The sequence below is a fragment of the Archangium sp. genome (assembly GCF_036389735.1).
Taxonomy (GTDB): Bacteria; Myxococcota; Myxococcia; order Myxococcales; family Myxococcaceae; genus Archangium.
Map to the genome: position 1 here is coordinate 1 of NZ_DASVWK010000030.1, position 23,640 is coordinate 23,640.

Sequence of the window (23,640 nt, forward strand, 5' to 3'; positions counted from 1 at the left end):
CTGCGCGCCGTGGCCCGGCTCGATGCCGTGCCCCTGGGCCCGGAGGCGCGCGGTGGCTTCGTGCCGGGACAGACGGCGTTCACCTCCGAGGTGCGGCTCGGCGGCACCGTACTGCCCGGCGTGCCGGCCCGCTTCGTCACCTTCAGCTCCGCCCACTCCCGCGTCCTGCTCGTCCACCCGGATGGCACCGCCTCCTTCTTCCCGCGCCCCTCGGTGGCGCCCGTGCCTCTCTCCGGCCTCGGCGCTGGCAGCGCGCTCGGGGACCTGGACGGGGACGGGACGCCGGAGCTGCTCACCACATCGCCCGAGTTCCAACCGTCGCCGGAGGCCCTGCGCGTCTTCAAGACCAACGGGAGCGACCCCACCATCCACGAACTCCTCTGGCAGGGGCCCCTCCCCGCCGGTCGCGCCCTCCAGGTGGTGACGGCCAACCTGGACGGGGACAGGTACCGCGAGGTGGTGGTGGGCCTCACGAAACCGGACGGCACCGGCGAACTCTTCCTCCTGCGCCAGGGTGCGCCATGACGCTTCGCCTCGCCCTCGCCAGCCTCCTCCTCCTCGGCGCCGCACCGTCGCTCGCCGCTGGCCGCTTCCCCTACGGAGGCGAACTGCGCCTCGCGCACACCGGACCCGCCGAGCCCGGAGAGCCGGCCCTCGCCGACACCCCCACCGAGGCCACCCTCCTCGGCCTCGTCTCCCGGCCCGTCTGCCGGCTGGCACCGGACGGAAATCCGTTGCCCGCGCTCGCCCGGGAGCTGGCGCGCCCCTCCCCTCAAGTGGTGCGGCTCACCCTGCCCTCGCCCGCGCAGGCCAACGCACTCACCCGCGCATGGACGCGGCTCACCGGCCCCGAAGCGCCCTCGCCCTACCGCGCCCTCCTCTTCCCGCTGCGCGCCGAGGGCCGGCAGCTCTCCGCCACCGGGGACTCCCTGGAGCTGGTGCTCGCCTTCCCGTGGCCGGACCTGGAGCGCGCGCTGTGCCACCCCGCGCTCGCCCCGCCGCGCACCTCCCCCGCCGTGCTCGGCCCCTTCTCCCCCGCCGGACCCACCGCCGTGGAGGCGCGGCTCGGCTGGACCGAGGGCCGGCCCTACCTGGACCGGCTGCGCCTCACCGCCACCGATGAGCGCGGCCTCTCGCGCCTGTGGTCCTCGCAAGAGGTGCAGGTGGCGCTCGGCGTCCTCCCCGACGCGGGCACCACCTCCGGCGCGGCGCTGTACGCCACCTATCTCGCGTGGTCGCCGAGACGCGTGCCGTCGGACTTCCGCCAGGCGGTGGAGAGCGCCATCGACCGGGAGGACCTCACGCGCCTCTTCGTGCGAGGGCCAGCCGTGCCCATGCCGTACCTGCTGCCTCCGGCGCTGCTGCCCCAGCCGCAGGGCGCGCGCCCCGTGCCGCCTCCGGCCCAGGCCGGGCGCAAGGTGACGCTCCTCTATGACACGGGCAGTGAGGACCAGCGCGCAGTGGCCGAGCGCCTCCAGGTGAAGCTGTACGAGCGCGGCTACGCCGTGGCGCTGGAGCCGCTGTCGCGCGCCGAGCTCCGCGCCCGCTGGGCGAGAGGCGACTACGAGCTGATGCTCCACTCGCTGCTGCTGCCGCCCGTGCCGGGCCCGGCGCTCGCCGTGGTGCTGGACGCGGCGGGCCGGAAGGACCTGCTGGGGGTGGAGCTGCCGCGCATCGGCACCCTGTTGGATCCGGCGGCGAGGGACGCGAAGGCGCGCGAGCGAGCCCTGGCGCTCGCGCCATCCGTGCCGATGCTGCCCCTCTACGCACAGGGGCTCGCGCTGCGCTCGGCGCCGGAGGTGGGGGGCCTCACCTTCGATGCCCAGGGACTGCCCCTGCTGGATGGCACGTGGCTCCAGGCAGCGGTGACGGGAGTCCCGGGAGCCCGGAGATGAGGCTGAGGACGCGACTGGCGCTCGCCTTCGCCCTGCTGGCGCTGGTGCCGTTGGCGGTGATGGTGCCCTTCACCCTGACGCAGCTGCGCGCCAACCTCTCAAGAGGGCTGGACGCGCGCATGGACGCCGCCACCGCCTCCGCGCAGGAGGCCCTGGAGCGCGCCGCGGCCAACGCGCGCCGGGCGGTGGAGGAACTGGTGGAGAGCCCCGCCCTGGAGGACCTGGCGCGCGAGGCCCGCGAGTCCCCCGCCCGGGCCATCCGAGCGGACACGGCGCAGGCGCTGATGAAGAGCCGGGGCCTGACGGTGCTGTCCCTCTTCGACCGCAAGGGCACGACGCTGTCCTCCGGGCACCTGCCCGCGCGCCGGGGAGACCCGGACCCGGCGCTCTTCTCCGTCACCCGGGAGAAGTCACCCAAGCCCGTGCCGGTGAAGGTGGCGGTGCGTGGGGACGAGGGCCTGCGCGAGGTGCCCGCGCTGGTGACGGCGAGGCCGGTGGACTACGGGGACTCGCGGCTGTGGGCGGTGGGTGGGGTTCTGCTGGACCAGGGGCTGGCGGCGCACCTGTCACGGCTCACCGGGGCGGAGGTGTCGCTGCTGTCCGAAGGCAATGTGGTGGCGAAGGCCGGCGAGGTGCGACCGCCCACGGTGGCGCGCGTGCTGCCGCTGGGCGAGGCCGCCACGGTGCGGCTCGTCTTCAGCCGGGCGGCCGAGCGCGAGGCCACGCTGGGCGTGTTCCGCTCCTTCCTCCTGCTGGCGGGGCTGGGGCTGAGCCTCGCGGTGCTGCTGGGGCTGTTGATGGCCCGGCGCATCACCCAGCCGGTGGAGGCACTGACGTCGGGCGCGAGGCGCGTGGGCGAGGGCGCGCTGGACGTGCAAGTGCAGGTGCGGGCCACGGGCGAGGTGGGCGAGCTGGTGAAGACGTTCAACGACATGACGACAGAGCTGCGCTCCACCACCGAGCGGCTGGTGGCGAGCGAGCGCGTGGCGGCGTGGCAGGAGGTGGCGAGGCGGCTGGCGCATGAAATCAAGAACCCGCTGACGCCCATCCGTATGTCGCTGGAGACGTTGATCGCGGTGCAGGACGCGAAGGACTCGCGCTTCCCCGAGCTGTTCCGCGAGAGCGCGGGGGTGGTGCTGGAGGAAGTGGACCGGCTGCGGCGGATTGTCGACGAGTTCAGCCAGTTCGCGCGCCTGCCCAAGCCGCAGTTGGAGGCAGTGGACCTGGGCGAGCTCACGCAGAACGTGCTGTCGCTCTACGCGTCGCCACCGGAGGGAATCCGCATCCACTCGGAGCTACAGCCGGGCGTGGTGGCGAAGGCGGACCGGGACCAATTGACGCAGGTGCTGGTGAACCTGGTGAAGAACGCCGAGGAGGCGATGGCCAGGGGAGGCGGGGACCTGCGGGTGCGCGTGCGAGGCACGGAGCGGGAGGCGGTGGTGGAGGTGCAGGACAGCGGCCCGGGCATTCCCCCCGAGCACCGCGCCCGCGTCTTCGAGCCCTACTTCACGACGAAGGAAGGCGGCACGGGCCTGGGGCTGGCGATTGCCGCACGCATCCTCCAGGAGCACGGCGGCAAGCTGGACGTGGGTGGTGAATTGGGCCAGGGCGCCTGTTTCACGCTCTCCCTGCCCCGCGAGCGCTGAGGCGCTGCAAGCCCGCTCGGAACGTCCTCCAGCGTGATTCCAAAATTCGAGGGATGGTTGTCCTTCTCGCCTCGATAGGGAGAGATGTGCGCCGCTTCGAGCAGATCCGAAAGCCTGCAACGGGTCACCAGACAGGTATCGGCGAAACGCTCCCGAAGCTTTTGCACGTGGGAGGAGAAGCAGCCGGAACTCGAGCGTCACTCTTTCGTCGGACCCGAGCGCGGGCCCTTCCCGTGAGACCGCGCGTGCCGCCCTGGCGTCTGCCCTGGCTCCTTCTTGGGGGCGCCCTGGTCCTTCTGCGGTGGGCCCGGGTCGCGCTGGGCGGCCTGAAGTCGCTCCACCTCGGCCCGGAAGACGGGGTCCTCGCGAGGCACCGACACCCGGGGTATGCCGCCCCGCATGATCTTCTCGATGCGCTCGGTCATCTGCCGGTCCTTCGATGTGACGAACGTCGAGGCCACGCCGCTCGCACTGGCGCGCGCCGTGCGGCCGATGCGGTGCACGTAGTCCTCCGGCGCATGCGGCAGGTCGTAGTTGATGACGTGGCCCACGTCCTCCACGTCCAGCCCTCGCGCCGCGATGTCCGTGGCCACCAGGCACCGATACGTGCCCTTCCGGAAGCCCTCCATCGCCTGGTTGCGCTGGTTCTGCGTCCGGTCCGCGTGCAGCACCGTGCACCGGTACCCCGCCCGCTCCACCGCCTGGTACACCTTGTCCGCCCGCTCCTTCGTCCGGGTGAAGATGAGCGCCGTCGCCTCGTCCCGCGCCAGCAGCGTGAGCAGCAGCGCGGACTTCTCCTCCGGCTTCACCACATACAGCCGTTGCTCGGCGCGCTCGGCCGGAGTGCCGCTCCGGGTCACCTCCACGCGCACCGGCCGGTTCAGCTCCTCGCGGGCGAAGCGGCTCACGTCCGGGCCCAGCGTCGCGGAGAACAGCAGCGTCTGCCGCCGACGAGGCAGTGCCTTGAGGATGCGCTCGAGCTGCGGCAGGAAGCCCATGTCCAGCATCCGGTCCGCCTCGTCGAGCACCAGTGCCTCCAGGCGGGGAAACGCCGCCACGCCCGAGTCCAGCAGGTCCACCAGCCGCCCCGGTGTGGCCAGCACCAGCGTGGGCTTGCGCTTGAGCGCCTCCGCCTGCGCCGCCATGTCCTCGCCGCCGATGACCACCGCGTGCGTGACGCCGCGCGACTCCCCGAAGAAGCCCACCGGCCCGGCGATCTGCTGCACCAGCTCGCGCGTGGGCGCCAGCACCAGCCCCAGCGGCCCCTCGCGGCCGGCGAAGCGCTCCACCAGGGGCAGTACGTACGCGGCCGTCTTGCCCGTGCCGGTGGCGGCGCAGCCGATGACGTCCCGGCCTTGGAGCGCCGGGGGAATGGCCTGCGCCTGGATGGGGGTAGGCCGCGAGAAGCGCGCACGACGCACGGCGTCGAGGGCCTCGGGAGACAGGCCGAGCTGGTCAAAGGTGTCGCTCACGGCATGGGGCTACCACAGCCCGCCCTGCCGAGCACTCCCAGCTGAGCCCCACTGCCTCCCACTTCACCCAATGACGCCCGTTGTCAGGTCCACCAGGCGGGGGGCGTCCGTGCCCCGTGGGAGGCCTCTCCAGCGCCCGCGGACATCGGTCCGGGGGTGTCCTGGGGTGGGGGTCTCCCTCTTGGGAAGCCCGTAAGGGCCGGGGTTCGACTCCCCAACGGCTGCCCTGGGGGCCAGCGTCTTCGAGACGCACCGTGCGGAACGGCCATGCGGGCGAGGAGCCCCCGCCGTGCCGCCGGGGCCCCCGGGGTGGACGTCTTTCGTGAACGAGGTGCCTCCGATGGACCTGCTCCGCTTCTTCCCCCTCCTGGTGGTGGTGAGTGCCCTGGGCTGGGTGGCCTTCAAGCTGCTCGTGCGCGAGGTGATCGTCCCCGAGGGCTTCGCCACCCTGCTCTACCGTCAGGGCCGCTTCGTGCGCGTGCTGACGCCCGGGGCCTACTGGTTCTGGCGACGGGGACACACCACGCAGGAGGTGGACGTGCGCCAGCGCTCCCTCACCGTGCCCGGCCAGGAGGTGCTCAGCCAGGAGCAGGTGGGCCTCAAGGTGAGCGTCGCGGCACGCTTCACCGTGGTGGCTCCCGAGCAGGCCCTGCACCGCGTGCAGAGCTACACGGACGCGCTCTACCTGACGGTGCAGCTCGCGCTGCGCGAGGAGGTGGCCCGCCACCCGCTGGAGGAGCTGGTGTCGGGGCGGCTCGACCTGGGGCAGCGGATGCGCGAGCGGGTGGCCGAGCAGGCGCGCGCGTTCGGGCTCTCGGTGGAGGCGGTGGAGGTCAAGGACGTGATGCTGCCGGCGGACCTGCGGCGCGCGTTCTCCGAGGCCCTCAAGGCCAGGAAGGAGGCCCAGGGCAGGCTGGAGAAGGCGCGCGGCGAGTCGGCGTCCCTGCGCCACCTGGCCAACGCGGCGAGGATGGTGGAGCAGAACCCGTCGCTGCTGAACCTGCGCATGCTCCAGACGCTCGAGGGCGCGGGCACCTCGTCCGGCCACACCTTCGTCCTGGGCGTGGGCCCGGAACTCACACCGCTCGCGCGCAAGCGCCCCGGCACGCGAGGCCCACCTGAACCCGAGCCCGAGCCCGACTGAGCGCGCTCCTCCGGCTCACTTCTCGTCGAGCCCGGCCCGCTCCGCCGCCAGCGCCCCGAGCGCCGACCAGTCGCGCTCGCCCATCCCCCGCGCCACCCCGCCGAGGAAGTGGTCTTGCAGGAGGCTGGCCAGGGGCATCGGCACCTCGGCCGCCCCGGCGGCCTCCAGCGCCAGCCGCACGTCCTTGAGCCCCAGCCGCAGCTTGAAGCCCGCCGGGTCGTACCGCGCGCCCGCTATCAGCACCGCGTAGCGCTCGAAGATGGGCGAGCGCGCGAACACCGACTGGAACAGCTCCAGGAACACCGCGGGCTCGATGCCCGACTTGCGCGTGAGCGCGAACGCCTCCCCGAGCGCCTCCATCATCGAGGCGATCAGGAAGTTGCCCGTGAGCTTCACCACGTTCGCCTCGGAGGCCTTCTCCCCGAGCACCGAGAGCCCGCGCCCGAGCGCCTCCAGCAGCGGCCGGCACCGCGCCACGTCGGCCTGGGGGCCAGCGGCCACCACCCAGAGTTGCTTCGCCTCGGCCGCCTCGGGCCTGCCGAACACCGGCGCCGACACATACCGCTGCCCGGCCTTCGCGTGCGCCTCGGCCAGCCGATCCGAGAGCCCCACCGAAATGGTGCTCCCCGAGACGTGGAGCGCCCCCTGCTCCAATCCGGCGAGCAGGCCCGACTCCCCGAAGACGACGCCCTCCACCGCGGGGTCGTCCGAGAGCATGGTGAAGACGACCTCGGCACCGCGCGCCGCGTCCGCCGGCGAGTCGGCGACCCGAGCGCCCTGCTGGCGCAGCGGCTCGGCCTTGTCACGTGAGCGGTTGTAGACCGAGAGCTCGTGCCCCGCCGCGCGCAGGTTGCGCGCCATGGGCTGGCCCATGTTCCCCAGACCGATGAAGCCCACCTTCATATGCGCCTCCTTGAAAGCGAGGCCCAGAGCTAGCAGGCGGAAACGACGAGGGCCCCAGGTCCGGAGACCTGGAGCCCTCTGGACAACAATCGTCCGCGCCGCGCGTCAGTCCTTGACGGGCGTGGCCTTGAGGGCGGCCTTGCCCTCCTTCACGTACACCTGGAAGCGCACCGTCTTGCAGGCGTACTTCTGGACGAGCTGCTCCTTGTTCTTGCGCAGCTTGGCCACGAACTTGTCGTACGTCAGGCCGTCGTTGGGCTCACCGCACTCATTGCGCGTGGCGGCGAACTCGCGGAAGACCTCCTGGAAGTGATGCTCCTCGGAGAAGGCCACCGCGTGGTTGCCCGTGGGCGGAGGCGGAGGCGGAGGCAGGCCCAGGCCCGGCATCGCCGTGCCCATGACGGGCGTGGGCACCGAGGAGGGCGCGGCCACGCCGGGGTACCCGGGCGGGCGCGAGCCCGGCAGGGGCACCTCGGTCGTCGTCGGACGCAGCGAGCGCGCGAGCAGCTCCTGCGGGATGGCCGCCACGCGGGTCGTCTCGGGCGCGGAGTCCTCGGCGCCGAACTCCGGGGTCCGCGGGGCCGCCTGCGCGGAGGCCGCGGCGAACGGATCCGCCGCCTGCTGGAGCGAGTAGGCCGCCGTGGGGTGATCCTCGAAGTCGAACGCGCCACGCTGGGCCGCCGACGCCACGTTCGGACCCCGGGGCGGGAAGGGCTCCGAGGCGGGCAGCGGGGGGAACGGGAGGGCATCCGCGCTCAGCCCGGCGAACGGATCCTTGCCCGGCACCGTGGGCGAGCCGTACGGGTCCGCCGGGGGGAACGAGAAGGGGCCCGAGCCCGGAGCCGGAGCCGCCGTGAAGGGGTCCGCCGCCGGGGCGGGCGGGAACGGGAAGGCCTCCTCGAGCGGAGGGGTGGACTGTGGGGGGGCGGGAGACGCCGGGAAGGGGAAGTCGTCCGGGCCCGGCACGGGCGGCTCCGGCAGGGGCTGGGCGGAGAGCGGGAGCGAAGCCGGGGCGGCGGGCACCGAGGCCTGGGCCTCGTCCTCCTGACCCTTCTTGCCCTTCTTATCCTTCTTCTCCTCCTTGGCCTTGGCGGGGGCCCCGGCCGCGGCGGCCTTGCCCGAGCCCATCACCAGCGTCCACACCAGGGAGACGCCCAGCAGGCCCACCAGCCCGAAGAGGGCCTTCCGCTGGTAGTCCGCCAGCGCGACCATGAAGGGCCGCACGCTGGCGACAGCCACCACCTCATAGCCACCCTCCAGCGCCCGGCGCGAGCCCAGCGCGAGCGGCGCATCACCGCCCAGGCGGTCCTCCGGGTGGGTGAGCAGCGGCAGCTTCACCTGGGGCAGCTGGGCGAGCAGCCCGCCCACGCTGCCGCGCTGCACCATGCGCCCGGTCTGGCCCACCGGCACGGCCTGGAGGGCCTCGGCGACGAGCTCCTGCTGCGGGCCGGCGCTGGCCAGCACCTTGTCGCCCTTGAGCAGCGCGAGCGCGGCGACGCCGGAGGACATGGCCGCGGACTCCAGGGCCCGAGCGTCCAGCTCCAGCGGGGCACCCACCACCAGCGTCACGGCCACCTGCGAGCGGCCGCCCTCGGGGTTCCACAGCACGGGCACGGAGAAGAAGACGTGAGGCACGTCGAAGGCGTCCACCACCAGGCCGTCGCCACCGGCCTTCAGCAGCGCCTGCACATCGAGCGTCGCGTCCGACACGGGCTCGCCCTCGGCGCGCGCGTACAGCGACGCCCCGTCCTGGGTGGCCAGCGCGAGGACGACGGAGCCCCGCAGGGCCTCGGGCACCAGTTCCTTGCTGGCGGCGCGCAGGCCGGCGAAGCGATCGCCGAGAGGCGGCTCCTCGATGCGGATGCCCTTGCCCTTGGGCAGCGGCACCACCACGGGTTGCACCGCGGCGGCCACGTCGGCGCTCGCCGCCAGTTTCAGCGCCAGGGCCTGCACGATGGGCCGACGGGACTCCAGCGCCCGGGCCACCTCGGAGATGGCCGCCAACGTCTGTGCGGGAGCGCCTTCCGTGGCGCGGGCACTCAGCGGTCCCGAGACCAGGGGGAGATGAGCCAGTCCAAGTCCGAGGACCAGGAGTGCGAAGAGGAAGAACTTGAGGCGGACCATCGCCGTCCTTTAGCCCGGGGGTGAGGGGTCTCCGCTTATAGCGTCCACCGCTCGGGGCCAGCAAGAATCGGGAGAGCACCGCCTGGGAGCCCGGACACCAGGCGAGGGGTCCGGGCTCCGCTTGCGCGCTAGAAGCGCACGTCTTCGGGAAGGCCCTGGCTGCTTGCCTCCCGACGCTTCTCCACGGTCCTCGTGATGGTCTTCTCCAGCCGGTCGCGCGTCGCGTCGATCGCCTGGAACATCGTCTCCGCCGTCTCCGTGATGTGAATACCCGAGAAACCCGGCATCCGCACGGTCACCCGGCACTCCTGGTCCACGCCGCCCTTCGGCCCATTGATATCCACCAGCGCGATGTCGACTTCGGTCGCCTCGTCGTCGATGTATTTCGCGATGGGCTCCACCAGATGCTGGTTGGCGTAGTCACGCAACGCGTCGTTCAAATCCAGGTGGACTCCTCGCATCAACACCTTCATGGCGTCACCTCCCTTGGCTTCTCGAAGATGCTCAGCCCTGAAGCGTTCGGTAGCGGCTCTTCCTCCATGCCTCCTCGCCAGCCCTCCAGGCTTGGAGCGGAGCGCCCAGCCGCCCCGGATGTTTCCGCGGGACTCCCGCGTTCAACATGTCGCATGGGAGAGCGAATCAAGGTGTTGCTGGTCGAGGACGACGGCGACAGCCGGGAACTCCTCGCGGAAATCCTCGAGGTGGACTTCGACGTCATCACGGCGCCAGACGGTCTCACCGGGTTGAGGGCCTTCGAGGATGACCACCCCGACGTGGTCATCACCGACGAGTCGCTACCCGGAATGTGCGGCACCGAACTCGCCCACGAGGTGAAGACCCGCCAGCCCAAGGCCGGGGTCATCCTCGTCTCCGGCTACACCAACGTGGACTCGGACTGGTGCGACGTGGTGCTGCGCAAGCCCATTGATGTCGAACGGTTGTCAGCCGCGGTCGGAAGCCTCGGGGAAGCAGCCAGGCACTGAGACGGCGCGTGCTAATTTCGGGCCTGGTTGCCAGGGTGTTGTCCTGGAGGGAGGCACGATGAGGTACTGCTTGCAGTGCGGTTCCGAGTACCAGGAGGGTGTGAGGGAGTGTGCGGACTGCCCGGGCAGCATGCTGGTGGACGCCGAGGCCCTGCGCCAACGTCACATCGCCGTGTCCGGAGAGCAGGACACCCGGAAGTTCGTCCGAGCGGCCACCGCGGAGGATCCGCTCACCGCGGATGACTTCGTGGCGCTGTTGGAGAAGGAACGGATTCCCGTCTTCTGCCGGCCACGCCGCACGGGCTCGGTGGACGTGCTCACCACGGGGGCACTGGAGCCCTGGTGGGAGATCATGGTCGGCGAGGAGCACCTGGGACGAGCCATTGAGCTGCTGGCCCAGGAGAAGGCCCAACTGGACGACACCTCCGACGAGGCCGCCCGAGCCGCCGAGGAGGAAGAGCTCGAGACGGAGGCCACCGCCCCGCCCCACAGCGCCCTTTAGGGGGCTCCGGACGTCTGAAGGTAGGGCCACTCGTAGTCGACGACGAGTGAGGCGCTCAAGGAGAACGCACCAGCTCGCCACCGCCCGCGTCGGGGTGGCGAGGCTCGTAGAGGCTCACGCCGGAGACCTTCCACTTGTCGTACTTCGCGTTGCGCGCGAGGAAGGTCTCCAGATCCTCATCCACCACCCGGCCGTTGTTGTCGGCGCCGCGCCGGGCGTGCCGCAGCCAGGTGCGCCGGCCCTTCTGCACCACGAAGCCCAGGTGCGTCACCCGCGTGGCCTTGAGCGGCAGGTCGTCCCGGAGCACCACGAGGATGGTGCCCGAGGGCACCTTGCGCGCATGCGTCAGCACCCGGTCCAGCGGAATCATGTTCAGCCCGTAGGTGCCCCGCGGCTGGCGCGCCTTGGGCAGCCCCAGCGCCAGCGAGGAGCGAGAGGTCCACGTCACCGGGGTGAGCGTCTTCTGCACGCGCACCGTGTCCTCCCCGCCGTAGTGCCGCGTCACGTCCACCAGGAAGCCCTTGCGCTGGTTGTTGGGCAGCCACTGGGCTTCCATCAGGTGGTTGCGGTCCTCGTACGTGGGGGTGCTCGCGTAGCGCAGGCGGTTGAGCAACCCCGGCACCTCGGCGTCGGAGGTGGCCATGCTCATGGCCAGCGCCTGCTCCACGACGGTGAGGCAGTCCACGGCGTCCAACCGGAAGGTGGGATCCGGATCCACCCCGCTCCCCTCCCCCAGCGGAGAGTGGATGTAGGGGGTACCCAGGAACCGCTCGCTCACGCGCAACAACCTGTCGCGCAGGGGAAGAGCGGCCTCCCCGGAGATGAAGGCGGCACGCTCCTGCGCGGAGAGCGAGGCCCACACCACCGGCGCCGCCGTCTTGCGCGTCGCCACGGCGGGCGTGGCCGTGGCCTGTGGGGTTGCGGTGGCGGGCGCGTGGGCCAGCAGCGCCGTGACCAGGACGAGCGCCTTCATTTCACCATCCCCGCCTTGCGCAGCAGCGCCTTGCGCTCGTCGTCCGCGAGCTGGAGCGTCTCCAGTTCCTTCTCATAGGTGAGCTTCTCCTCGCCCTGGGCGTTCCACGAGGCCAGCACCAGCCACGAGAGCATCGTCTTGTCGCCCCCCTGGTAGAGGATGCGGGCCGCGCTGGCCGCGAGGGTGCGATCCTTGTCCTCCAGCAGCGGGCGGAGCGCGGCCTGGGACAGCTTCACGGGCAGCCCCTCGTAGAGGGCCACGCCCTGGCGGCGCACGTGCTTGTCCTCCGAGGCCAGCAGCTTGCGCGCGAAGGCGAAGCCCTCGGCAGCGCCCAGCAGGCACAGCCCGCGCGCGGCGGCGAAGCGGGAGCTCTCCGAGCTGTCATCGAGGAAGGTCTTGAGGGCCGGCGCCTGCTTCTTGTCACCCGAGGCGCCCACCGCCTCCAGCAGCAGCACGCGCGCCTGCGGGTCCCCCTCCGTGCGCGCCGCGTCGAGCAGCGCCTTGCCCACCTTGGGGTTGCGCGAGGCGCCCAGGGCTCGGGCCACCTCCCGACGCACCCCCACGGACTTGTCCCCCAGCAACGGCAGCAGCACCTCCACACGGTGGCTGCGCAGCCGACCCAGGCCCTGCACCGCGTACATTCGCACCGCCCCGTCCGGGTGCCCGGCCAGCTCCACCAGGGCAGGCTCGGCCGAGCGCGTCTCCAGCCCGGCCAGCACCGCCGTCACGTCCCGTAGCCGCCGCGGGTCCGTCAGGTCGGGCAGGGCCCGGATGAGGGCCCCCGCCGCATGGGCCTCATCCCGGAGCAGGCGCAGACGCGAGAGGGCGGTGGGCACCGGCAGGCTCCCCTCCAGAATCTGCTCCACGAGCTGGCCCGTCTCCGCGCGCCGCGACAGGCGCTTCTGCACGGAGGGCGGGGCGGCCTGGGTGGCCTGGGTGGACAGTGCGAGAACGAGTAGCAGGCAGGCGGGCAGGGTGCGCACGGGCCGGCACGATGACAAGCCCGCCACGAGGCTGTCAAAAACCCCGCCCAGGCCCGCTCCCTCCCTCGCGGATGTGGGAGTGCCCGATTCTTGACCCTCCCCGAGGCGATTGATACGACCAGTCCCAGTGTATTCCAGCCCTTATCCCGAGGCCCCTCCCATGAAGCGACTCCTGGCACTGGTGGCTGCGGCGGGAGTGCTCGCCGGATGCGGCCCCGTGAGGTCCACCTCGCACCTCCTGGACGCCGAGGTGCAGATTCAAGCCGCCCGCACGGCCGGCGCCGAAAAGCTCGCGCCCTACGAGTGGACGAAGGCCAACCTCTACATCCGCAAGGCCCGCGAGGAGGTCAGCTACTCCGACTACCAGGCCGGTGTGGACTTCGCGGAGAAGGCCTCCCGCTCCGCCACCAAGGCCCGTGAAGAAGCCATGGCCAACGCCAACGCCACCGTCGACGAAGCGGCTGGCCCCGCCACCCCCGCCCCCAACCCTTGACCCGCGAGAACCCCCTACCGATGCGACGTCTTCTCATCGCCTCCTCGCTGCTCCTGGTGTGTACCGCCTGTGTGAGCGGCAACAAGGTCCGCGCGTCCTCCGACGTCATCAAGGCCGACATCGAGCGCGCCCACCGCAGTGGCGCCCTGCGCTGCGCCCCGGTGGAGCTCGCCACCGCCGAGGCCCACCTCGACTTCGCCCGCGGTGAGCTCAGCCAGGGCACCAGCTACCGCGCCTCCGAGCACATCCGCACCGCGGAGACCGCCATCAAGCAGGCGCTGGAGCTCTCCAAGAACTGCGCGCCCCCGCGGGTGACGGTGAAGGAGACGCCGACCCGCCCCACCTCGCCCACCACCCAGCAGCCCACCACGCCGGGGGACACCACCCCCAAGCCGCCCCAGCAGGTGGTGGTGCGGATCGAGGAGAAGGACTCCGACGGCGACAGCATCTCCGACAAGGACGACCCGTGCCCGGACCGCTCCGAGGACCGCGACGGCTTCGAGGACTCGGACGGCTGCCCCGAGCCGGACAACGACCGGGACGGGGTGCTGGACGGCAATGACAAGTGCCCGCTGACGCAGGGCCCGCTGTCCAACCAGGGCTGCCCGGAGGAGGCGCCCCGCGACACCGACAGCGACGGCATCTTCGATGGGCAGGACAAGTGCCGCGACGTGGCCGAGGACAAGGACGGCTTCGAGGACTCGGACGGCTGCCCCGAGGCCGACAACGACCAGGACGGCCTCATCGACAGCGCGGACAAGTGCCCCGACGCCTCGGGCCCCATCCCCAACCTGGGCTGCCCCCGCACCGACAAGGACGGGGACAACGTCGAGGACTCGCAGGACAAGTGCACCGAGGAGCCCGAGGACAAGGACGGCTTCCAGGACGAGGACGGCTGCCCGGACCTCGACAACGACGCCGACGGCGTGCCCGATGGCCTCGACCGCTGCGGGCTGAAGGCCGGTCCGCTGGAGAACGCGGGCTGCCCGGACGATGACAAGGACGGCGACGGCACGATGGACCGGCAGGACGTGTGCCCGGACCAGCCCGGCCCCAAGGAGATGCGCGGCTGCCCCGACCCGGACACGGACAGCGACGGCCTCGTCGACCGGCTCGACCTGTGCCCGCAGCAGGCCGGCCCCAACGAGACGCGCGGCTGCCCGGACACGGACAAGGACGGCGATGGCCTCGTGGACCGGCAGGACGTGTGCCCGGAGCAGGCCGGCCCCAAGGAGATGCGCGGCTGCCCGGATCCGGACAAGGACAACGACGGCATCCCGGACCGCGTGGACGTGTGCCCCGAGGAGCCCGGCGTCAAGGACGAGCGCGGGTGCGCCAAGAAGTACAAGATGGTCGTCGTCAAGAAGGACAAGATCGAGATCAAGAAGCAGATCAAGTTCGGGTCCGGCTCGGCGAAGATCATCGGCAAGGAGAGCTTCGCCATCCTCGATGACGTGGCGCAGGTGCTGCGCGACATGCCGATGATCAAGAAGATTCGCATCGAGGGCCACACGGACTCGCTGGGCAAGGATCTGGCGAACCTGAGGCTGTCGCAGGCGCGGGCGGACTCGGTGATGGCACAGCTGCTCAAGCGCGGCATCGACCCGGGCCGGATGGAGGCCGTGGGCTTCGGTGAGGAGAAGCCGATCGGCAACAACGCGACGGCGAAGGGGCGCGCGGACAACCGCCGCACCGAGTTCAACATCGTCGAGCAGTAGCCCCCCTCCCCCACCGGGAGGGAGTCCAGGAGAGGGTGCCGCGTCCGAGAGGCCGCGAGCACCCTTTTCCTTTTTTATTCGCGCCTTGCCCGAGCAGCACCCGTCGCGGGTCTCATCTTCCGTTGGAAGGAAGAAGGGATTCGCCATGCGTTTCAATGGTCTGCTGCCCCTTGCCAAGAAGCTGGCAAGCGCCCCGCTCGAGAGCGCCAAGACGTTCAAGGTCTATGAACAGCTCTACCGCCTGAAGGCCAACGAGCTGCCCCAGGAGCAGCGGCTGGACCAGGCCAACACGATCTGCGACCTCAATGCGTGCGTCGTGATGATGATCGCCGCGGGCATCACGCGCATCGAGGCCATGAAGGCGGCGGTGAGCACGGGACAGGCGTACGAGAGCGCGGCCGCCGGGGGCAGGGACCGCGCCTGGTGCTTCAGGAGGAACGCCGGCGCTCAGTTCGAGCAGGCGATGATCGATTGGTGCCAGCTTCCCGGCAACGGCGTGGTGCAATTCAAGTTCTTCCCGGTGAAGGGCGTGCACACGTTCGCCGTCGAGCGGGTCCCGCTCACCGATGTCCGCGACCAGAACTCGAAAGGGACGAACCTCCCACGGTTCCGGGTCTACCAGGCGTACGAGAGCGTCTACCGGCTCTCCGATTTCCTGCGAACCGCCGGAGATGAAAACAGCTACCTGAAGCTCAACCTGGACTCGTACTTCGAGATGATCAAGCCCCTCAAAGGCCGCAAGTTCCAGTACAAAAGTACGAAGCTTCAAGCGCAGGAAAAGCGCCAGTCGGACATTGCTCGGGGCGTGACGAGCTTCGACGAGGTGACCAGGAATCTCGGAGGAGGCCGTGCGCTCATCTGGAGTGAGTTCGAGCAGTACGTGCTCACGCCCCTCAAGGAAATGCTGAACGGGGAGCTTCCCAGTGCGGACTACTCGGCGCTGACCGGCGTACCGGAGAACCCGCACTACCGCAGCATGAGCATCAACAAGCTGCTCGTGCTCATGTGTGACCGCGTCGATCCCGGTGAGTTCGCGAAGAACTACGAGGCTCTTCCCTCCCAGAACGTCTCGCCGTTCGTGGACTTCCCCCAGAACTGAGAACGAACATGAACTTCCAAGACCTCGAGAACGCTCTCACTCCCACGGGGACGCTGGTCACGATCGGCACGCGGACATTGTCCGGGAGCTTCGCCGACTTCATCAGTCGGTATTACCTCCAGCAGGGCAAGCAACTCCAGATCAACAACGCGGAGGTGATGACGGACGGGAAGAACGGCGTCATCCAGATCGCCGGGCGGGCGGATTACTTCTCGGTGCCAAACCTGCCCGTGAGGGCCGTGTTCTCGCTCGACGCGCGGGGGAATGCCCACGCGATCATCACCTACACCCTGAGGGACCGCTCCGGCTCGATGAGCGCGTGGAAGTTCTCCACGTCGTTCCCGGACATTCCCCCGCACCTGGACACGCTCACACTCCTCGAGGCCTACCTCGTCGTGGCCAGCCACGCGCACACGGACGCGACCACCCAGGCAGGACTCGAGGCAGGGCTCTCCTTCGTCGGGCAGATGAGTCCCACCGGGCTCATCGGCGTGCTCGATGGCGTGGTCGGAGGAATGCCCACCCTCCCTCTCTACGGGAGCATCCGGGTTCCGGTGGATGAGACGGACATGCCCGTGCCGAGCCTCGCCAAGAATCTCGGCACGACGCGGACCTACCCCTGGGAGGTCGAGGCCGCCCTGCCTGGCATCTCCTTGCAGGCGCCCCTCGGCGTCGCGTTCTCTCTCGGCAAGCTGAAGCTCCAGGACACGAAGTACCGGATCTTCAGCCCCCTCTCCTCCGAGTGGCAGGCGGTCGACGAGGTTTTCGATCCGCTCACGGCCCTCACGGGTACCCTCGACATTCCCAGCGCCGGCCTCTCCGTCGAGGTGATCGGCACCACGCAGACGCTCGTGCAGGACAAGGCGCGCCGCGCGGAGGCCTCCGCGTTCATCGAGGCCCGTTGCAAGGGGTTCTCGATCGGCAACCTCGCGCAGCTCGCCGATCTCACGGGCGCCCACGAACTCTCGTCGGACCTGCCCGATTCCCTGACGAGCACCCTGAAGGCCCTGAACAAGCTCTCGCTCCAGGATCTCGCATTCTCGCTGTCCGCCGGGACGCAAGGGCTCTACCTCTCCTGGGCGAGTATGACCATTGGCGTGCCCGGCTGCCGCTGGCGCATCTGGGGAGATCATGTGGAAGCCACGGACATCGGCCTCCGATTCAACGTGGTCAATCCCCTGGGGATCGGGGGCCGCCCGAGCTTCTCCGCCGACGTCTTCGGCACGGCCGAGATCGAAGGTGTGCCTGTCGAGGTCAAGGCCACCAAGAACTCCAGTGGCTTCTTCCTGGCCGGCAAGCTGAAGAACCAGGAGACCCTGCCGCTCAAGCAGCTCATGAAGACCTATCTGCCCTCGGTCCCTCCGCCCTCGGACCTGACGGTCGACGATCTCCGCGTCTCGATCGACCCGGCGGGACTCCAGCTGTCCGGTGCCCTGGCGCAGAGACCCGCGAGCTGGAAGCTCGCCCTCGGGCCCGGGAAGCTCGAGATCAGTGAGCTCCTGTTCGACTTCCTGGTGCCCGGCTCCGGTCCGGTCCAGGGCATGTTCCGCGGCAACATCGGCTTCGGCAAGGATGTGAAGCTCGCGATGGCGTATGCCATTCCTGGCAGCTTCGTCATCCGGGCGACCACCGACAAGCTCTCGCTCAGCCAGTTGCGCACCACCCTCACGAACCAGGAGCTCCAGCTCCCGGCCGGCTTCGACCTCACGCTGCCGAGCTCGGACATCCTCATCGAGGAGCAGAACGGGAGCCTGCGCTTCCAGCTCGCGACCCGGGTCGACGGCCTGGGTACCTTCGCCTTCGAGGCCCAGAACGTCGGCGCCGGCACGTGGGGCTTCGCGGCGGGCATGGATCTCGGCGCGGCCAGGGCCTCCGCGTTGCCGGGGCTCGGAGCGCTCGCGGCCGTCGAGAAGCTGGTCAACCTCGAGAAGCTCACGCTGATCGTGGCGAGCTACGACAACGCGAAGTTCCAGTTCCCGGACGTCGCGAAGTTCCAGAACCCCGTGCTCAACACGGGCAATGTCGCCCTGCCCTCACAAGCGGGGGGGCTCCGCGCCGGGCTCAATCTCTTCGCCCAGTGGCGCATCGACACCCGGGACAAGACGCAGAACCTGCTCGCGAAGTTCCTGGGGCTCGATGGTGGCACGCTGGGAACGACGCTTCAGGTCGGCACGGACAAGATCCGGCTGTTCGTCCGGCGGGACGCCAAGATCCTGGGACAGCCGATGTCCTGCGAGTTCGGCTTGATGACCTCGTACGGGACCACCACGACTCCCACGCCGAGCTGGTTCCTGGCGGGCAGCATGAAGCTCGACATCCAAGGTCAGCCGCAGACCTTCGACACGACGATGGCGTTCGTCCCCACGGGCGCGTTCGTCTCGGGCACCCTGAAGGGCTCGGCGCCCGTCGATCTGAAGGTCTTCAAGCTGTCGAACCTCGCCCTCGCGATCGGCATCAACTGGGGTGGCCTTCCGAGCCTCGGCATCGCCGCCACCCTCGACGTGAAGAAGTTCCAGTCCTCCGTCGCGGTCTTCTTCGATAGCACCAATCCCTCGAAGAGCCTGGTCGCCGGCTCCGTCAGCGCGCTGTCGCTGAAAGACGTGGCGGATACGCTGCTCGGAGGCCTCGTTCCCTCGAGCGTCGACAACGTCCTCAAGACCGTCAACGTCAAGGGAACACATCAATTCAAGCTCCCGGGTGACCTCACCGACGAGCTCGACAACCGAGACATCGCGAAGATCTCCGAGGCCTTCGCCTCGTCCGGCAAGGTGCGGCTCCCGGGTTCGTCCGAGCAGGTGCTCCTCTGCACCAACAAGCCCGGCGCCGTCTGGCACCTGACGGATCTGACGAAGATGCGCCATTACTCGCTCGTCAAGAGGGGGAACGACATCGAGGTGTCAGTGGAGGCGCAGTTCTACTTCGCGCCGCAGCGCACGATGATCGGCTCCATCCCCTTCCCGCAGGGCTACTACCTGAACGGCGCCGTCGAGTTCTTCGGCTTTCGTGCCGCGGCGACGATCGATATCGCCGCGAACAAGGGCATCTCCGTCCAGGGGCAGATGGACAAGATCGTCATCCTCGACGAGAAGGTGTTCTCGATCTCGGCGCTGCAAGGTGGCGGAGGGCCGAAGCTCTCGATGTCGACGTTCCAGCAGCCCGACAACGCGGTGGAGCAGTTGCGCAACCCGCACGTCTACGTCAACGGCACCCTCACGATGCTCGGCGTCAAGCAGGGTCTCTACGCCAGCCTGACGGAGCAGGGAATCGACTTCGAGCTCGTCGGGCAGCTCGTGCCGGGCGTGCACTTCGACCTCGACGCGCGCTTCGGCATGAGCGGCATTGGCGCCAACGGCCGGGTCAAGGTGGGCGTCGGCAGCGTCGACCTCGGCGCGCTCGGCAAGGTGAAGGTCAACACCCAGCTCGAGGTCGAGGTCGACATCGACATCAGCAACCCGGCCAGGAGCGTGAGCGTCGGGACGGGCAAGTCCTGGCGCGGGGGTGAGACGCTGCTCTCGAACGAGCTCGCCACGCTCGTCTTCCAGAGCGACGGCAACCTGGTGCTCTACAAGACGACCGGTACGAGCTGGGAGCCGCTGTGGGCCTCCAACACCGCGGGTCGGGGCGGCAGCTCGGTGAGCTTCCAGAGTGACGGGAACCTCGTGATCTACACCCCCAACGGCCCGATCTGGGCCACCAACACCAACGGCCAGGGCGTCACGAAGCTCCAGCTCGAGGGCAACGGCAACTTCGCCCTCCACGACGGCGCGGGCAATACGAAGTGGACCACCGTCGTCGACGCGGGTGGCGCCAGCATCGAGCTGGAGTCCAGCTTCGACTTCGCGGGCCAGCACGTGAACCTTGGCAAGTTCAAGGTCGACGTGAAGCCCGACGTGTTCACGAAGCTGCCCGACATCATGGCCAAGAAGGTCGAGGAGGCGCTGCGCGAGGTGTTCAAGGACTCGACCCGGTGGGCCAACGCCGTCAAGGACGGCATCGTGGACGGGGTCAACGACACCTCCAAGGTGTTCCGGGACGTCTACGGCAAGAGCGCGAAGGAAGCCGCGGACCTCGCCAACAGCATGAACAAGGGCGTGAACCAGGCGACCAAGGCCGTCGAGAACGTCGCCAAGGACGTGGGCAAGACCGCCCAGAAGACCACCAAGAAGGCCATCAAGAAGGTGAAGTTCTGGTAGTCGTCGAGCCGTGAGTCCAGGAGAGGGGGCCCATCGTCCCAGGCGACCGTCTGGAGGTATTTCGAGTCGAGCTTCGGATACGCCCGCTCGACGGTGGCATCCGGGCGCCGCCCCATTCCCCGTAGCCCGTCCCCACCCAGACATGCGTCCCCGAGGCCTGGACGGCCAGGGTGGGGAACACCTTGACGGCCGCGTCCTTCAACGTGGAAGGCGGATGGACCTTGCCCGTCCGGGCCTCCACCACGCGTGACGTGTACACGACCACCGGACTGTCCCCCCCACGACCGCCAGAGCGATCGCGGGCTCCGTGCTCGCGGGGAGCTGGAACTCGGGCTTCCACGTGCGCGACTCCTCGGACCATCGATACACGCGCGCGAGGTCCGTGCCCCAGAGTTGGCCTCTGCCCGTGGCGAGCAACCGCAGCGGTTGGCTCGCGAGCACCCGGGCGTACTCCGGGTCGGCGCCCAGGTCCTTGGTGCGCCAGGCATGCACCTTCCCGTCCTGGGACAGGTGCACGACGTGCGCGCCGTGGACGACGACCGAGGGGCCCTGCTTCTGGAGCGCCGGAGACTCCTTCGCGCCGGAGCCGTGCGGAAGGGCGAGCCCCGTGAACGCGCCCAGGAGTACCGCCACGAGGACCCAGGTCTTCAGAGGAACCACGTTCCCAGCCTATGTCAGCACGCCGGAACAGTTGCCAGGCAGGCATGTCTTCAAGGCTTTTCGGCAGGCGGAGGGAGGCGCTGGGTACCCACCCTGGCCAGCAACAAGCACCGTGGGCGAGAGGTGCGCACTGTTGAGATCACCGAGCGGCAGGTAAGGGCACTCGCCCCCCCTGGTAGGCGACTTGCCGAGCAAGCAAGGAGTTCATGAGGTGGCGAGGCCATGAATGGAGACCGGAGTGAACAGCCCAGGGCGTGACGCCGCAGATCTCCTCGTGGGCGGGGGGGAGATGGGCGCGCTCGTTCGCGCGCACGACTGGAGCAGGACGGAACTCGGTCCCATCGAGACGTGGCCTCAGAGTCTCCTGACGGCGGTGGACGTCTGCCTCAACTCTCGATTCGCCATGGTGGTGTTCTGGGGACCGAGCCTCATCACCCTCTACAATGATGCGTACCGGCCCTCGTTCGGGGCCAAGCATCCGCGCGTGTTGGGTGCTCCGGCGGCGACGCTCTGGCCCGAGGCCTGGCATCTCCTCGGCCCGATGATGATGCAGGTCATCGAGTCGGGAATTCCCACCTGGTCGGAGGACCAATTCCTCCTGATGGACCGGAACGGCTTCTCCGAGGAGACGTACTGGACCTTCTCGTACAGCCCCATTCGCGGTGAGCGTGGAAGCGTCGACGGCGTCTTCACCGCCGTCAGCGAGACCACCACGAGGGTCCTCGGCGAGCGCCGCCTGCGAACGCTGCGGGAGCTCGGCAGTGAGGTCTCCCATGTGCGCGGAGTGAAGGACACCGCCAGGGTCACGGCGGACGTGCTGTCGAGGAATCCGAGGGATGTGCCCTTCGCGCTCATCTATTATCTCGGCGACAAGAAACGACTGCTGCTCAGTGGCACGAGTGGGCAGGCCGTGGAGCACTTCTCCGCTCCGAAAGAGGTGCCCGCCGCCTCGGCAGGAGGGCTTTTCGACGGCGTCTTGTTCCGGGTCCTCGAGCGAGGAGAGCCCGCGACGGTCGAGGTGCCCCGCGGAAAGCTCCCTCCCGAGCGCGCCCTGGTCCTTCCCATCGCCTCACCGGGTCAGGAGGGCGCGGCGGGCGTCCTCGTCGTCGGCCCGAGCCCTCACCTCGCGCTCGATGAGAGCTACCGCGGCTTCCTGGGCCTCGTTGCCGGACAACTGGCGACGGCCATCTCCACGGCGAAGGCTTACGAGGAGGAGAAGAAGCGTGCCGAGGCCCTCGCGGAGATTGACCGCGCGAAGACGGCGTTCTTCAGCAACGTGAGCCATGAGTTCCGCACGCCCCTGACGTTGATGCTCGGGCCGCTGGAAGACGGTCTGGCGGACCAGGACCACCCGCTGCCTCCGGTGCACCGCGAGCGCCAGGAGCTCGCTCACCGGAGCTGCCTGCGGCTGTTGAAGCTCGTCAACACGCTGTTGGACTTCAGCCGCATCGAGGCGGGCCGGGTGCAGGCCTCCTATGTACCGACCGACCTCGCCAGCCTCACCACGGACCTGGCCAGCGCCTTCCGCTCCGCCATCGAGAAGGCCGGCATCTGGCTGAGGGTCGAGTGCGCCCCCCTCCCGGAAGCCGTGTGGGTGGACCGGGAGATGTGGGAGAAGGTTGTCCTCAACCTCCTCTCCAATGCCTTCAAGTTCACCTTCGAGGGGGAGATTGCCGTGGCCCTGCGGGCGAAGGACGGGCGGGCGGAACTCTCGGTCCGGGACACCGGCACGGGCATTCCCAAGGAGGAACTCCCGCGCATCTTCGAGCGCTTCCACCGGGTCAAGGGTGCCAAGGGGAGAAGCTACGAGGGGAGCGGCATCGGCCTGGCGTTGGTGCAGGAGCTGGTGCGGCTGCACGGGGGGGAGGTGCGGGTAGAGAGCGCGGTGGGAAAGGGGAGCGTCTTCACCGTCTCCTTGCCCTTCGGGAACGCGCACCTGCCCCAGGAGCGCTTGGAGGGCGCGTCCCGCCTCGCATCCACCGCCACCGACGCAGCGGCCTACGTCCAAGAAGCGCGAGGGTGGCTGGGGCAGGTCCCGGGGCCAGAGGCGCCCCCAGCCGCCCACCGTTCTGGCCGAGCGCGGCCGGGCGGCTCCCCGGTGGCCCCCCGAGGCCACATCCTGCTCGCGGACGACAACGCCGACATGCGCGAGTACGTGCGCCGGCTCCTCGAGGGCTCCTACACGGTGGAGGCGGTGGAGAATGGCACCCGGGCGCTGGAGGCCGCGCGTGCCCGGCCACCAGACCTCGTCCTCTCCGACGTGATGATGCCGGGCCTGGACGGCTTCGGCCTTCTCCGCAAGCTCAAGGAAGATCCGAAGACGGCCGCCGTGCCCGTCATCCTCCTCTCGGCGCGCGCGGGCGAGGAGGCGACGGTCGAGGGACTCGCGGCGGGGGCGGATGATTACCTGGTGAAGCCCTTCAGCGCCCGTGAGTTGGTGGCCCGCGTCGAGGGCACGGTGAGGACGGCCCAGGCCAAGCAGCATGCCGAGGCGCTCGCCGAGGCGCTGCGCCACCGCGCCGACTTCGAGCAGCAGCTCATCGGCATCGTCAGCCACGACCTGCGCACGCCCGTGAGCGCCATCCTCCTCGGCGTCACCGGCCTCCTGCGCGGAGAGGAGCTGAGCGAGCGACAGACGAAGAGCGTGGTGCGCATCCAGTCCTCGGCCGAGCGCGCCAACCGGATGATTCGAGACCTGCTCGACTTCACCCAGGCGCGCCTGGCGGGGGGGCTCCGCATCGAGCGCCGGGCGATGGACCTTCACAAGCTCATCCAGAGCGTCCTGGAGGAGGTCGAGGCGACGCATGTGGGCCGGGAGATCCGGTGGGCTCGTAATGGCGACGGGCGCGGCG

General features: G+C 69.8%; 17 protein-coding genes and 1 pseudogene. 11 read left to right on the forward strand and 7 right to left on the reverse strand.

The features are described 5' to 3' along the window. The 3 genes and pseudogenes from VF794_RS00895 to VF794_RS00905 form a co-directional block, all read left to right on the forward strand. Positions 1–525, forward strand: a pseudogene (locus VF794_RS00895) (VCBS repeat-containing protein); the annotation flags it as partial. Continuing rightward, a complete protein-coding gene (locus VF794_RS00900) occupies positions 522–1,895 on the forward strand; it encodes a peptide ABC transporter substrate-binding protein (protein WP_331106756.1) in 1,374 nt (457 codons plus the stop codon). The pseudogene VF794_RS00895 and the gene VF794_RS00900, both read left to right, overlap by 4 nt. Continuing rightward, the gene (locus tag VF794_RS00905; RefSeq protein ID WP_331106758.1) at positions 1,892–3,541 is read left to right on the forward strand and encodes a sensor histidine kinase; all 1,650 of its coding nucleotides are present in this window, start codon (positions 1,892–1,894) and stop codon (positions 3,539–3,541) included. The genes VF794_RS00900 and VF794_RS00905 overlap by 4 nt, the downstream gene beginning before the upstream one ends. Before the next feature lie 197 nt (positions 3,542–3,738). Here the strand turns inward: VF794_RS00905 and VF794_RS00910 are convergent, their stop codons facing one another. Further along, positions 3,739–5,013, reverse strand: coding sequence for a DEAD/DEAH box helicase (locus VF794_RS00910; protein WP_331106760.1), 1,275 nt, complete (start codon positions 5,011–5,013; stop codon positions 3,739–3,741). A 322-nt stretch (positions 5,014–5,335) separates the two neighbouring features. Here VF794_RS00910 and VF794_RS00915 point away from each other — a divergent pair, with 322 nt between their 5' ends. Beyond that, positions 5,336–6,157, forward strand: a complete 822-nt coding sequence (locus tag VF794_RS00915) for a slipin family protein (protein ID WP_331106762.1) — start codon at positions 5,336–5,338, stop codon at positions 6,155–6,157. A gap of 15 nt (positions 6,158–6,172) precedes the next feature. Here VF794_RS00915 and VF794_RS00920 read toward each other — a convergent pair whose 3' ends face one another. The 3 genes from VF794_RS00920 to hpf all read right to left on the reverse strand — a co-directional run bounded on the left by VF794_RS00920 (position 6,173) and on the right by hpf (position 9,657). After that, positions 6,173–7,060 (reverse strand): NAD(P)-dependent oxidoreductase, encoded by an 888-nt coding sequence (locus VF794_RS00920; protein WP_331106764.1) that lies wholly within the window; start codon positions 7,058–7,060, stop codon positions 6,173–6,175. A 105-nt stretch (positions 7,061–7,165) separates the two neighbouring features. After that, positions 7,166–9,184, reverse strand: coding sequence for an MXAN_5187 family protein (locus VF794_RS00925; protein ID WP_331106765.1), 2,019 nt, complete (start codon positions 9,182–9,184; stop codon positions 7,166–7,168). 128 nt (positions 9,185–9,312) lie between these two features. Beyond that, positions 9,313–9,657 (reverse strand): ribosome hibernation-promoting factor, HPF/YfiA family, encoded by a 345-nt coding sequence (hpf, locus tag VF794_RS00930; protein WP_331106767.1) that lies wholly within the window; start codon positions 9,655–9,657, stop codon positions 9,313–9,315. A 153-nt stretch (positions 9,658–9,810) separates the two neighbouring features. Here hpf and VF794_RS00935 point away from each other — a divergent pair, with 153 nt between their 5' ends. Together VF794_RS00935 and VF794_RS00940 are read left to right on the forward strand one after the other, a co-directional pair. Further along, positions 9,811–10,167, forward strand: a complete 357-nt coding sequence (locus tag VF794_RS00935; protein ID WP_331106769.1) for a response regulator — start codon at positions 9,811–9,813, stop codon at positions 10,165–10,167. A 58-nt stretch (positions 10,168–10,225) separates the two neighbouring features. Then, the gene (locus VF794_RS00940) at positions 10,226–10,669 is read left to right on the forward strand and encodes a hypothetical protein (RefSeq protein ID WP_331106771.1); all 444 of its coding nucleotides are present in this window, start codon (positions 10,226–10,228) and stop codon (positions 10,667–10,669) included. Between the two features lie 55 nt (positions 10,670–10,724). On the opposite strand, the gene VF794_RS00945 is transcribed toward VF794_RS00940, so the two are convergent. Together VF794_RS00945 and VF794_RS00950 are read right to left on the reverse strand one after the other, a co-directional pair. Continuing rightward, on the reverse strand, positions 10,725–11,642 hold the full coding sequence (locus tag VF794_RS00945) for an N-acetylmuramoyl-L-alanine amidase-like domain-containing protein (RefSeq protein WP_331106773.1): 918 nt from the start codon (positions 11,640–11,642) through the stop codon (positions 10,725–10,727). Then, positions 11,639–12,625 (reverse strand): HEAT repeat domain-containing protein, encoded by a 987-nt coding sequence (locus tag VF794_RS00950; RefSeq protein WP_331106775.1) that lies wholly within the window; start codon positions 12,623–12,625, stop codon positions 11,639–11,641. Before VF794_RS00950 ends, VF794_RS00945 begins: the two co-directional genes overlap by 4 nt. Before the next feature lie 160 nt (positions 12,626–12,785). On the opposite strand from VF794_RS00950, the gene VF794_RS00955 reads away from it, so the two are divergent. The 4 genes from VF794_RS00955 (at position 12,786) to VF794_RS00970 (ending at position 20,128) form a co-directional block, all read left to right on the forward strand. Then, entirely contained in the window at positions 12,786–13,118 is a 333-nt protein-coding gene (locus VF794_RS00955; RefSeq protein WP_331106777.1) for a DUF4398 domain-containing protein, read from the forward strand. 20 nt (positions 13,119–13,138) lie between these two features. Continuing rightward, positions 13,139–14,836 carry an OmpA family protein gene (locus tag VF794_RS00960; protein ID WP_331106779.1) on the forward strand — a complete coding sequence of 566 codons (1,698 nt, stop codon included), beginning with the start codon at positions 13,139–13,141 and terminating at the stop codon, positions 14,834–14,836. Positions 14,837–14,981: 145 nt separating this feature from the next. Next, positions 14,982–15,935, forward strand: a complete 954-nt coding sequence (locus VF794_RS00965; protein ID WP_331106781.1) for a hypothetical protein — start codon at positions 14,982–14,984, stop codon at positions 15,933–15,935. 8 nt (positions 15,936–15,943) lie between these two features. Beyond that, positions 15,944–20,128 (forward strand): hypothetical protein, encoded by a 4,185-nt coding sequence (locus VF794_RS00970; protein ID WP_331106783.1) that lies wholly within the window; start codon positions 15,944–15,946, stop codon positions 20,126–20,128. A 198-nt stretch (positions 20,129–20,326) separates the two neighbouring features. On the opposite strand, the gene VF794_RS00975 is transcribed toward VF794_RS00970, so the two are convergent. Next, positions 20,327–20,788: a hypothetical protein gene (locus tag VF794_RS00975; protein ID WP_331106785.1), complete on the reverse strand. Its 462-nt coding sequence runs from the start codon at positions 20,786–20,788 to the stop codon at positions 20,327–20,329. Between the two features lie 289 nt (positions 20,789–21,077). On the opposite strand from VF794_RS00975, the gene VF794_RS00980 reads away from it, so the two are divergent. Further along, positions 21,078–23,640: ATP-binding protein (locus VF794_RS00980; protein WP_331106787.1), on the forward strand; the 2,563-nt coding region annotated here is incomplete at its 3' end.

Bases quoted from the DNA above. Each gene is read 5' to 3' on its own strand.
- VF794_RS00960 (WP_331106779.1), top strand. From the start codon at position 13,139: ATGCGACGTCTTCTCATCGCCTCCTCGCTGCTCCTGGTGTGTACCGCC.
- VF794_RS00970 (WP_331106783.1), top strand. From the start codon at position 15,944: ATGAACTTCCAAGACCTCGAGAACGCTCTCACTCCCACGGGGACGCTG.
- hpf (WP_331106767.1), bottom strand. From the start codon at position 9,657: ATGAAGGTGTTGATGCGAGGAGTCCACCTGGATTTGAACGACGCGTTG.
- VF794_RS00945 (WP_331106773.1), bottom strand. From the start codon at position 11,642: ATGAAGGCGCTCGTCCTGGTCACGGCGCTGCTGGCCCACGCGCCCGCC.
- VF794_RS00955 (WP_331106777.1), top strand. From the start codon at position 12,786: ATGAAGCGACTCCTGGCACTGGTGGCTGCGGCGGGAGTGCTCGCCGGA.
- VF794_RS00925 (WP_331106765.1), bottom strand. From the start codon at position 9,184: ATGGTCCGCCTCAAGTTCTTCCTCTTCGCACTCCTGGTCCTCGGACTT.
- VF794_RS00940 (WP_331106771.1), top strand. From the start codon at position 10,226: ATGAGGTACTGCTTGCAGTGCGGTTCCGAGTACCAGGAGGGTGTGAGG.
- VF794_RS00965 (WP_331106781.1), top strand. From the start codon at position 14,982: ATGCGTTTCAATGGTCTGCTGCCCCTTGCCAAGAAGCTGGCAAGCGCC.
- VF794_RS00905 (WP_331106758.1), top strand. From the start codon at position 1,892: ATGAGGCTGAGGACGCGACTGGCGCTCGCCTTCGCCCTGCTGGCGCTG.
- VF794_RS00900 (WP_331106756.1), top strand. From the start codon at position 522: ATGACGCTTCGCCTCGCCCTCGCCAGCCTCCTCCTCCTCGGCGCCGCA.
- VF794_RS00920 (WP_331106764.1), bottom strand. From the start codon at position 7,060: ATGAAGGTGGGCTTCATCGGTCTGGGGAACATGGGCCAGCCCATGGCG.
- VF794_RS00935 (WP_331106769.1), top strand. From the start codon at position 9,811: ATGGGAGAGCGAATCAAGGTGTTGCTGGTCGAGGACGACGGCGACAGC.